Origin of the sequence: Mesorhizobium sp. B3-1-8, assembly GCF_006439495.1 — a bacterium.
Taxonomy (GTDB): Bacteria; Pseudomonadota; Alphaproteobacteria; order Rhizobiales; family Rhizobiaceae; genus Mesorhizobium.
The window spans coordinates 63,763-73,424 of the sequence record NZ_VFTK01000037.1 but is presented as its reverse complement, the minus strand read 5'-3'; the positions used below and the strand labels follow the sequence as shown (position 1 = coordinate 73,424).

The 9,662-nt window shown below is 65.8% G+C and carries 8 protein-coding genes and 1 tRNA gene; all 9 read right to left on the bottom strand.

Translation table 11 applies throughout. The features are described from left to right. Positions 1-219 precede the first annotated feature (219 nt). Positions 220-304: transfer RNA gene (locus FJ424_RS27425), tRNA-Leu, on the bottom strand. A 178-nt stretch (positions 305-482) separates the two neighbouring features. After that, positions 483-1,103 carry a 2,3-bisphosphoglycerate-dependent phosphoglycerate mutase gene (locus FJ424_RS27415; protein ID WP_140658243.1) on the bottom strand — a complete coding sequence of 207 codons (621 nt, stop codon included), beginning with the start codon at positions 1,101-1,103 and terminating at the stop codon, positions 483-485. 30 nt (positions 1,104-1,133) lie between these two features. Next, positions 1,134-1,955, bottom strand: a complete 822-nt coding sequence (gene dapB, locus FJ424_RS27410) for a 4-hydroxy-tetrahydrodipicolinate reductase (RefSeq protein ID WP_140658241.1) — start codon at positions 1,953-1,955, stop codon at positions 1,134-1,136. After that, on the bottom strand, positions 1,952-3,874 hold the full coding sequence (locus FJ424_RS27405) for an ABC transporter ATP-binding protein (RefSeq protein ID WP_246677359.1): 1,923 nt from the start codon (positions 3,872-3,874) through the stop codon (positions 1,952-1,954). The genes dapB and FJ424_RS27405 overlap by 4 nt, the downstream gene beginning before the upstream one ends. An 80-nt stretch (positions 3,875-3,954) precedes the next feature. Continuing rightward, positions 3,955-4,983: a glucokinase gene (locus FJ424_RS27400; protein ID WP_181182147.1), complete on the bottom strand. Its 1,029-nt coding sequence runs from the start codon at positions 4,981-4,983 to the stop codon at positions 3,955-3,957. 476 nt (positions 4,984-5,459) lie between these two features. Then, entirely contained in the window at positions 5,460-6,539 is a 1,080-nt protein-coding gene (gene mepA, locus FJ424_RS27395) for a penicillin-insensitive murein endopeptidase (protein WP_140658235.1), read from the bottom strand. A 256-nt stretch (positions 6,540-6,795) separates the two neighbouring features. Beyond that, a complete protein-coding gene (locus FJ424_RS27390; protein ID WP_140645949.1) occupies positions 6,796-7,698 on the bottom strand; it encodes an SDR family oxidoreductase in 903 nt (300 codons plus the stop codon). A 13-nt stretch (positions 7,699-7,711) separates the two neighbouring features. Further along, on the bottom strand, positions 7,712-8,863 hold the full coding sequence (gene queG, locus FJ424_RS27385; RefSeq protein ID WP_140658234.1) for a tRNA epoxyqueuosine(34) reductase QueG: 1,152 nt from the start codon (positions 8,861-8,863) through the stop codon (positions 7,712-7,714). Continuing rightward, positions 8,844-9,536 carry a glutathione S-transferase family protein gene (locus FJ424_RS27380; protein WP_140645947.1) on the bottom strand — a complete coding sequence of 231 codons (693 nt, stop codon included), beginning with the start codon at positions 9,534-9,536 and terminating at the stop codon, positions 8,844-8,846. The genes queG and FJ424_RS27380 overlap by 20 nt, the downstream gene beginning before the upstream one ends. Positions 9,537-9,662: the final 126 nt, after the last annotated feature.

Here is a 9,662-nt window from a genome sequence, read left to right as displayed (position 1 = left end):
TTCGGTCTCCTTCCCACTTCAAACCATACACCAGAACCAACACACAGGATTCCAGGGTCTGCGCTCCTTGCTCCGCCCTGGAATGACGAAGTTCGGAAGCTTACGGCTGATCGCGAAGGTTGAGACTTGCACCCCGTTGGCAGTCGGGAATCAAATGGCGACCCCTTCGCTCTCGGAGCTCCGGGATGGCCTGCCATCCGAAGCTCGAAGAGCGAAGGATGGTGCCCAGAAGAGGACTCGAACCTCCACTCCTTGCGGAACACGGACCTGAACCGTGCGCGTCTACCAATTCCGCCATCTGGGCTGGTGGGCGCTCTAGTAAGCGGGCAAACGGTGTGTGTCAACGCGGTTTTTTTCGTCAGCGCCGGCCCTCTTTCTTCCCAGCGTAGGCGCTGCCCCTCATTGCCCTGCCGGGCATTTCTCCCCGTATAGTGACGGGGAGAAAGGGCTGGCGTCGGCGCCACCGCCCTTCTTGCAACGCCTCACCCCTCCAGCACGTCTTTCTTTGCCACCGTGGAATCGGCGTTGAGCTTGTAGATGATCGGCACGCCGGTGCCGAGCTCGAGCTTGACGATCTCCTCGCCTGACTTGCCGTCCAGCGCCATGATCAGCGCGCGCAGCGAATTGCCGTGCGCGGCGACCAGCACTGTCTCGCCGCGCAACACATGCGGCTGCACTTCGTGCAGGTAATAGGGCCACACGCGCGCGCCGGTGTCCTTCAGGCTTTCGCCGCCGGGCGGCGCGATGTCGTAGGAACGGCGCCAGATATGCACCTGCTCCTCGCCCCACTTCTTGCGCGCGTCGTCCTTGTTGAGGCCGGAGAGGTCGCCATAGTCGCGCTCGTTGAGCGCCTGGTCGCGGATCGTCTTCAGGTCGCTCTGGCCGACGATGTCGAGGATGTGCTGGCAGGTCACCTGCGCCCGCTTCAAGGCAGAGGTGTAGGCGATGTCGAATTTCAGGCCGCGCGCCTTGAGCTTCTCGCCTGCGGCAAGCGCCTCGGCTGTGCCCTGCTCGGTCAGCCCGATGTCGCGCCAGCCGGTGAACAGGTTCTTCAGGTTCCATTCGCTCTGGCCGTGGCGCACGAGCACGAGAGTTCCCGACATGTCAGCTCCTATAGAATGTTTGGATAGGGATCAGCTCAGGCCGAGCACGTCCCGCATGGAATAAAGTCCGGGCTTCTTCGCGCGCGCCCAAAGCGCGGCTTTCACCGCGCCGCGGGCGAAGATCGCCCGGTCCTCGGCATGGTGGGAAAGCGTGATGCGCTCGCCGGTGCCGGCAAGGATCACGCTGTGGTCGCCGACGACGGAGCCGCCGCGCAGCGTGGCAAAGCCGATCGAGCCCGTCTTGCGCACCCCGGTATGGCCGTCGCGCACCCGCACGCTGTTGTCGGAAAGATCGATGCCGCGCCCCTTCGCCGCCGCTTCGCCGAGCAGCAGCGCCGTGCCGGACGGCGCGTCGACCTTGTGCCGGTGGTGCATTTCCAGGATCTCGATGTCGAAATCGTCGGCGTCGAGCGCCTTCGCGGCCTGCTCGACCAGCACCGCCAGAAGATTGACGCCGAGGCTCATATTGCCGGATTTGACGATCGTGGCATGGCGCGCGGCGGCGGCGATCCTGGCATTGTCGTCGGCCGAGCAGCCGGTGGTGCCGATGACATGGACGATGCGCGCCTGCGCGGCGTAGCCGGCGAATTCGACGCTCGCGCTTGGAGCCGTGAAATCGAGCACGCCGTCGGCCTTGGCGAAGGCCGGCAGCGGATCGTCGGCGATCGGCACGTTGATGATGCCGATGCCGGCGAGCTCGCCGGCATCCTTGCCGAGATGCGCCGAGTCCGGCCGCTCGATCGCGGCGGCGACGCGCGCGCCGGGCATGGTGTGGATGGCGCGGATCAGCGTCTGGCCCATGCGGCCGGCGGCGCCCACCACAACCAGGCCCATATCGCCGGCTTCGCTCATGCGCTTCTCCTGACGGTCTTCTTGGCGCGGCTGCGCGGCGCCGGAGTTTGGCCCGAAGTCTGGCTTGCCTTGACGTCGTCGACAAGCCCCAGCCCCTTCTTGCCCTGGATCCGGTGGAAACGGGCATAGATGCTGTGCGGGTCGGCCATCAGCGTCGCATGCGTGCCTTCCTCGACCAGCCGCCCCTCTTCCAGCACGATGATGTGGTCGGCATTGACCACGGTCGACAGCCGGTGCGCGATCACGATCGTCGTGCGCCCTTCCATGACATGGGTCAGCGCTTCCTGCACGCGCGCCTCCGCCTCGTTGTCGAGCGCCGAGGTCGCCTCGTCGAGCAAGAGGATCGGCGCCTGGCGAACGATCGCGCGCGCGATCGACACGCGCTGGCGCTGGCCGCCGGAAAGGGTCGAGCCGCCTTCGCCGACCGGCGTGTCGTAGCCTTCCGGCTGCTGGCGGATGAACTCGTCGGCCGCCGCTTGTTTCGCCGCCTGCTCGATCTCGGCGTCGGTGGCCGAGAGCCGGCCGTAGCGGATGTTGTCGCGGATCGTGCCTTCGAAGAGATAAGGCGCCTGCGCCACATAGGCGATCGATTGGCGCAGCGAATGCTTGGTCACCTTGGCAATATCCTGGCCGTCGACCTCGATCGAGCCCTCGTCGACGTCGTAGAAGCGCTGCAGCAGCGCCACCATCGTCGACTTGCCGGCGCCCGATGCGCCGACGACGGCCGTCACCTTGCCGGCCGCGGCGGTAAAGCTCAAATCCCTGAGCACCGGGGTGTCGGCGTTGTAGCCGAATGTCACATGGTTGAAGCGCACCTCGCCGGTAGTGACCTTCGCCTCGACCGCGTCGGGAGCATCGCCCTGCTTCGGCTCGAGGTCGAGCAGTTCGTAGATCATGCGCGCGTTGACCAGGGCACGTTCCATGCCGACCTGTGTCCGGGCCAGGCGTCTTGCCGGGTCATAGGCCAGGATCAGCGCGGTGATGAAGGAAAACACGGCGCCCGGCGGCTGTCCGAGCACCAGCGCCCGATAGCCGGAATAGGCAAGCACGGCGGTAATGGCGAGGCCGCCCAGGATTTCGGAAATCGGCGACAGCCGCTCCGCGACGCGGGCGATCTTGTTGTTACGCTGCTCGGCCGTGTCGGCCATGATGCCGATGCGGCGCGCCAGCTCGTCCTCCAGGGTGAAGGCCTTGACGATGGCGATGCCTTGGGTGGCCTCCTGCACCGATCCGTTCAGCCGCGAGTTGATCAGCACGGATTCCCGGTTGATCTTGCGCAGGCGGCGGGTGATGTAGACGACGGCCCAGATCAACGGCGGCCCGATCAGCAGCGAGCTGAGCGACAGCACCGGATCCTGGTAGATCATCACGCCGAGGAGGGCGATGAGCGAGACCGCGTCGCGGCTGATGGAGGTTAGCGTCAGCGACAGCAGGTCTCGGATGCCGCCGACATTCTCGTTGACCTGTGCCGCCAGCCGGCCGGAACGGGTCTCGTTGAAGAAGTTGACGCCGAGCTTCATCAGATGGTCGAAGCTGCGCTTCTGGTAGCGGGCGACCAGATTGTTGCCGATCGTCGCCAGCGCCACTGCCTGGCCATAGCCGGCGAAGCCGCGCAGCAGGGAGGCGCCCATGAAACCGGCGCAGATCCAGACGATCATGTCGCTGCGCCGTTCGTAGAAGATCTGGTTGATCATCGGGGCCATGATCCACGCCGTGAAGGCGGTGGTGCCGGAAACGATCAGCAGGCAGGCGACGGCGACGACATAGGTCCAGCGATATTCCTTGCCGTTTTCGGCCAGGATGCGGCGCAGCACCGCGCCGACCTCGGTGGGCTGGACTTTCAGTTTGAGGGAAGTTTGAACAGTCAAATCAGGGCGCTTCGTGGTTTTCCGCGTGTCGGATGGGCCGCATTTCGGCATCCTCTTAGCGCCCCGGCTACGGCTTGCCTATGGCGAAACTTCGTCGCGCCGGCCGATCGCTAGCCCGAACGCTGGCGCGATCAAGCCCGCCAGTGCCGGCCCGCCGTCTGCACGCCGAACAGCGAAGGCGTCCTGGCATAGGCGGCGAGCCCGAGCAGCGCCGCCAGCGGATGGGTGATCACATAGACCGGCATTTCGCGCATCAGCGCGCTGTGCGGCGCCTTGTCCTCGAACGCGGCGCGGAAATTGCCGGCTTTCAGCGCCGGCACGATCTTCTGCGCGATGCCGCCGGTCAGGAACACGCCGCCGCGGCCCATGAACACCAGCGCGAGATCCCCCGCGGTGCGGCCGAGGCAGGTGACGAACAGCGCCAGCGCCTCCTCGGCCACCGGATCGGATTTGGCGAGCGCGGCCGCCGTGACCTCGGCCGGCGTCGTGAAAGGCGTCGGCTTGCCGTCCGTCCTGGCGACGGCGCGGTAAACGTTGACCAGCCCGCGTCCGCACAGGATCTGCTCGCCGGAGATGCGGCCCTCGAGCTTGTCGATATGCGGGAACACCTCGAAGTCGCGCGGCGTGCGCGGGCCGATATCCATATGCCCGCCCTCGCCCGGCACCGGGATCCAGTGGTTGAGCGCATGGATCAGCCCGGCGACGCCAAGGCCGGTGCCGGGGCCAAGCACGACCCGGCTCGCATTGGGTTCCGGCGTGCCGCCGCCGATCTTTTCCATATGCTCTTCGCCGAGCGCCACCACGGCCAGCGCCTGCGCCTCGAAATCGTTGAGCACGACGACCTCGCTCAGGCCCAGATGGGCGAACATCTGCCGGGGCTTCACCACCCAGGGGCAGTTGGTGAGCGGGATCTCGTCGCCGTCGACCGGCCCGGCGATCGCCAGCACCGCCGAGTTCGGCTGGATGGACGAGCGGTCGAGCACCGCCGCCTGGATCGCCTCGTCGATGGTCTTGAAATTAGCCGTCTGGACGATTTGCGGCTCGGTGGCTTCCGAATTGGCGTCGAGCACGATCGAGAAGCGCGCATTGGTGCCGCCAATATCGCCGATCAGGACCGGAAACCGCAGCGCCGTCTCGTTCTCGTCTGCCATGCTCTTGATCGTCCTCGCTGCGGCGCCGCTGTGCCGTTTCAATCGCCCATTTCAATCGATTGACTAGCGCATGACCCCGCAAAGGGGAAGCCCGCTTGCGCCTTGGAGCAATTCCAGGAAAAGTGTGAGCGGTTAAGCTCGGCGCCTTCGCCGTAACCTTCCGTCCGGAATTGCGTCAAAGCAAAGAGATAGGGCGTTTCGCCGCTTCCGTGAACGGTGAAACGCGCTAGTTCCCCGACACAGGGATTTTGAAAGGTTGCCGTTTGTCTTGGTGCAGGATTTTCCGTTCATTTCCGTGAATCAGCGCAAACGCTGGAGATTGGTTGAAGCCACCCCAACGTCGTCATTCTATGGTCTTCGCGACGGAGCTTCGCTCCTGCTCCGCCCTAGAATGACGATCGCGAAGGGCGTTTCGGCCAATCTCCAACGCATGCCACCTGCCAACGCAAACAGAGCCGACCGGTCAAAATCCCTGTGCAGTGCCACTAGTTCCCCGGCCGTGGGCGCGGCAACGGGATGCCGATCTTGGGCGTCGGCGCGAAGGCGCTTGCCGCCGACGGAACCGAGGCGTTGCCGCTGGAGATCATCTCCGCCGGCTCGGTCGGCTGCGGCTCGGCCACGGCGACCGCTGCGCCGACGCCATGATAGGTCACCGCCTCCAGCGAAGGCGCGTCCGGCGCATTGACCACGTCCTGGCATTGCTTCGGCAGATTGGCCATCGTCATCACGTCGCGCGCCTTGGGCGCGTCCGGGTTTTTGTTCGGCCGCCACGGCTCCTCGGTGAACCACCAGGCCAGCGGCTTGCCGCAGCCATCGTCCTCCAGCGTCGTCTCCTGCGCCTTGCAGAAAGGCGAGCCCGGCTGGCAGCCGATGCGCATGTGGAAATGATAGTCATGGCCCCAGAATGGCCGGATCTTGCGCAGCCAGGAGCGGTCGCCGGTGACGGTGTCGCAGAGCTTCTTCTTGATGCCGGGATTGACCAGGATGCGCTCGACCTCCGGATAGCTCGCCGCGCGCTTCAAAAGCCGCGTATGCGCCGGCGTCCACAGCACGTCCTTCACCAGATGAGTCTTGTCGTCGACCATCAGCGTCGCGCTCATCGATTCGCGCTGCGCCATGGTCAGCGGCCGCGTTGGCATCGGCGTCAGCCATATGTCGGCGTCGAGCCCGATCTGGTGCGAGGCATGGCCGGTCATCATCGGTCCGCCGCGTGGTTGCGAGACGTCGCCGACCAGAAGCCCCGGCCAGCCATCGGCTACCGCGTCGCGCGAAAGCTTCTCGATCAGCGCGATCATCGCCGGATGGCCCCAGCGGCGGTTGCGCGACGGGCGCATCACTTCCCAGGTCGGCCCGTCCATCGGCAGCGCCACGCCGCCGGTGAAGCAGCCCTTGGAGTAGAAGCCGAAGGATTGCGCGGGTGCCACGGCCGGCAGTTTCCGGGCGCCGAACAGGTCCTTCGCGCGGGGTTCGGCTGAAATGGCGACAGCCGCCAGCGCGGCCAGGGCCACCAGCGCCAGCGCGGCGGTCAGGAACGGTTTGCGGTCAGGCAGCGATCGCAAATTCATCAGGCTGGGGTCCCTCTCCAGTCTATCCATTGCCGCCCGGTCAGGCGAACCCGATCAGGAACGAATCGTACCACGTCGCGCGTCCCGCATCGATCATGCGGCTCTGAATCAAAGAAGGATGATGTCGTCCGAAAACCCGTTTCACACTTTTCGGCATCATCCTCAAAATCAGGATGACGTTCGTTGAATCGTCATCCTGATCTAACTCTTTGTTGGAGCATGATCTTTTGCGAAAACCGGTTCCCACTTTTCGGGATCATGCTCTGATCGGGCTGCGCGGCGCTCCGTCCCGCCAGTTGCCCTCGGCCCACATCCGCTCCAGCGCCACCCGATAGTTCGGAAACCGGAAGCGATAGCCGGCCGCCTTGATCGCCTGATTCGCGACGCGCTTGTTCTCGCCATAGAAAGACCGCGCCATGGGCGAAAGTTGGGCGGTCTCGAAGGGAATTTCCGGCGGCGGCGTGACGCCCATCAGCCTGGCGGCATAGGCGACGACATCCTGCGGCGGCGCCGGCTCGTCATCAGTGACGTTGAAGATGCCGCCGAGATTGTTTTCAGCCAGAAGCCAAAGCGCGCCGGCGATATCGTCGCAATGGATACGGTTGAACACCTGGTCCGGCTTGACCAGCCGCCGCGCCGTGCCGTCCTCGAGATTCGCCAGCGCGTTGCGGCCCGGTCCGTAGATGCCGGAAAGCCGCAGGATCGCCACCGGTTTGCCGATCTCCCGGCCAAGCGTCAGCCATTTCTGTTCGGCCGCCACCCGCATCACCGAGCGCCTCGACACCGGGCGGCAAGCGCTGGTCTCGTCGACCCAGGCGCCGCCATGGTCGCCATAGACGCCGACGGTCGAGAGATAGCCGATCCATTCGAGCGCCGGCATCTTTGCTCGGATCGTCTCGCCGGTGGCGTTGAGCACCGGGTCGCCGGCGTCGTCGGGGCCGACCGAGACGATGAGATGCGTGGTCTGTGCAAGCGCATCGCTGAGCTCGGGCGACAGCGCGCCGTCGAAGCGCAGCGGCTCGATGCCGGCCGACCGCAGCGCCTCGAACTTTTCCGGCGCCCGGGTCGTACCAAGGACCGGCGCGCGGTGCGCGTTGGCCAGCGCGAAAGCCTTGGCCGAATAGCCGGCGCCGAAGATGAAGAAGCGTCTTTCGCTCATCGATGAACCCCCTTCAATCGGCCTTCGCTGGATTCGCCGGCGCCGCCAGCCATTCCTCGCGGACCGTCGCATCCGTTTCGGTCTTCGATGCGGTGGCGGCGAGGTCGCCAAATTCGCGATCGGACAGCAATCGCGACAGGGCCCAGATTGCCGCACCCCGCACCAGCGGCGAGGCGTCGTCGAGCAGGCGGCGCGCAATGGGCGTTAGCGATGCATCACCCGAATTGCCGGCGGCGGTCAGCACGTTGCGGATGAAACGGTCGCGGCCGATGCGCTTGATGGGCGAGCCCGAGAAGAATGACCGGAAGCCCGCGTCGTCGAGAAGCAACAGTTCCGACAGCTTCGGCTCGCGCAGATCGGCGCGCGCCGCAAGCTTGGCCTCCGAAGCGGCGCTGGCGAATTTGTTCCATGGACAGGCGGCCAGGCAGTCGTCGCAGCCATAGATGCGGTTGCCGATCTTGTCGCGGAATTCACGCGGGATCGGCCCCTTGTTCTCGATGGTCAGGTAGGAGATGCAGCGCCGCGCATCGAGCCGGTAAGGCGCCCGGAACGCGTCGGTCGGGCAGGCGTCGAGGCAGGCGCGGCAGGAGCCGCAATGGTCGATCTCGGCCTGGTCCGGTTCAAGCTCTGCGGTGGTGAAGATGGTGCCGAGGAACAGCCACGAGCCATGCGCGCGGCTGACCAGATTGGTGTGCTTGCCCTGCCAGCCGAGCCCGGCGGCTTCCGCCAGCGGTTTTTCCATGACAGGCGCGGTATCGACGAACACTTTTACGTCGCCGCCGGCGCGCGCGACGATCTTGCCGGCGATCTCCTTCAGCCGGCCCTTCATCACGTCGTGATAGTCCCGGTTTTGCGCATAGACCGAGATCGCGCCGCGGTCGGACTTCGCGAGGATATCGCGCGGATCGCGGTCCGGGCCGTAATTCATCGCCAGCACGATGATCGAGCGGACCTCCGGCCACAGCGTCGAGGGCTCGGCCCGCCGCTGAACCGTCTCGGCGATCCACTCCATGGAGCCGTGGAAACCGTCGGATACGAATTCGGCGAGTCTCGCCGGCGCCAGCGGGATCGCGTCCGGCCGGGTCACGGCGACTGCCTCGAAGCCGGCGCGGCGCGCCTCGGCGTCGATCAGCGCGCGCAGGCTCTCAGAAATCGAGGTCCGCATAATGCGACACCGGCGACAGGCCGCGCACCCGGTCGGAAAGCAGCGGCCGGAACGACGGCCGCGATTTCACCCGCGTGTACCATTCGCGCGCGGCGGCATGCTCGCGCCAGTCGATCTCGCCGAGATAATCGAGCACCGAAAGCGTCGCCGCCGCCGCGAGGTCGGCATAGGTCACCTTGTTGCCGGCCAGCCAATGGCGCGTGCCGGCCAGCCAGTTGGTGTATTTCATGTGCTGGCGGATGTTGGCGCGCGCGGCGCGGATCGCCGCCGAGTCCGGCGAGCCGCCGCCGGCGGTCTCCGGCATGACCGGCTTCAGCACCCGCTCGCGCACCAGATGCCGCGTCACTTCGCTTTCGGCCTTGCTCAGATACCAATCGGTCAGCCGGCGGATCTCGGCGCGCTGCATCGGGTCCTCGGCGAACAGCCGCTTGTCGCGCTTCAGGACCCCTCGCGTCTCGTCGAGATATTCGGCGATCACCATGGCGCCGACGATCGGCACGTCGCCTTCGGCAAGCAGGATCGGCAGCGTGCCGGCCGGGTTCAGCGCCAAAAACTCCTTGCGCCGCGTCCACGGCTTTTCCTCGATCAGCGCCAGTTCCTCGCCATACTCGCCGAAGGCGAGGCGCGCGAAGCGGCAGGTGGCGAACATGGGATGATGGAAAAGCGTCAGCATGGTTCCGCGATGAAAAGGCGCACTGGCAATTGGCCGGCCGCGCCGGTAAGTCTTGGCCGCCCGATTCCTGGGGCTGTCATGGGTGTTGCGACCTATAGGGACACTTCCGCCCCATGACAAGCAAGC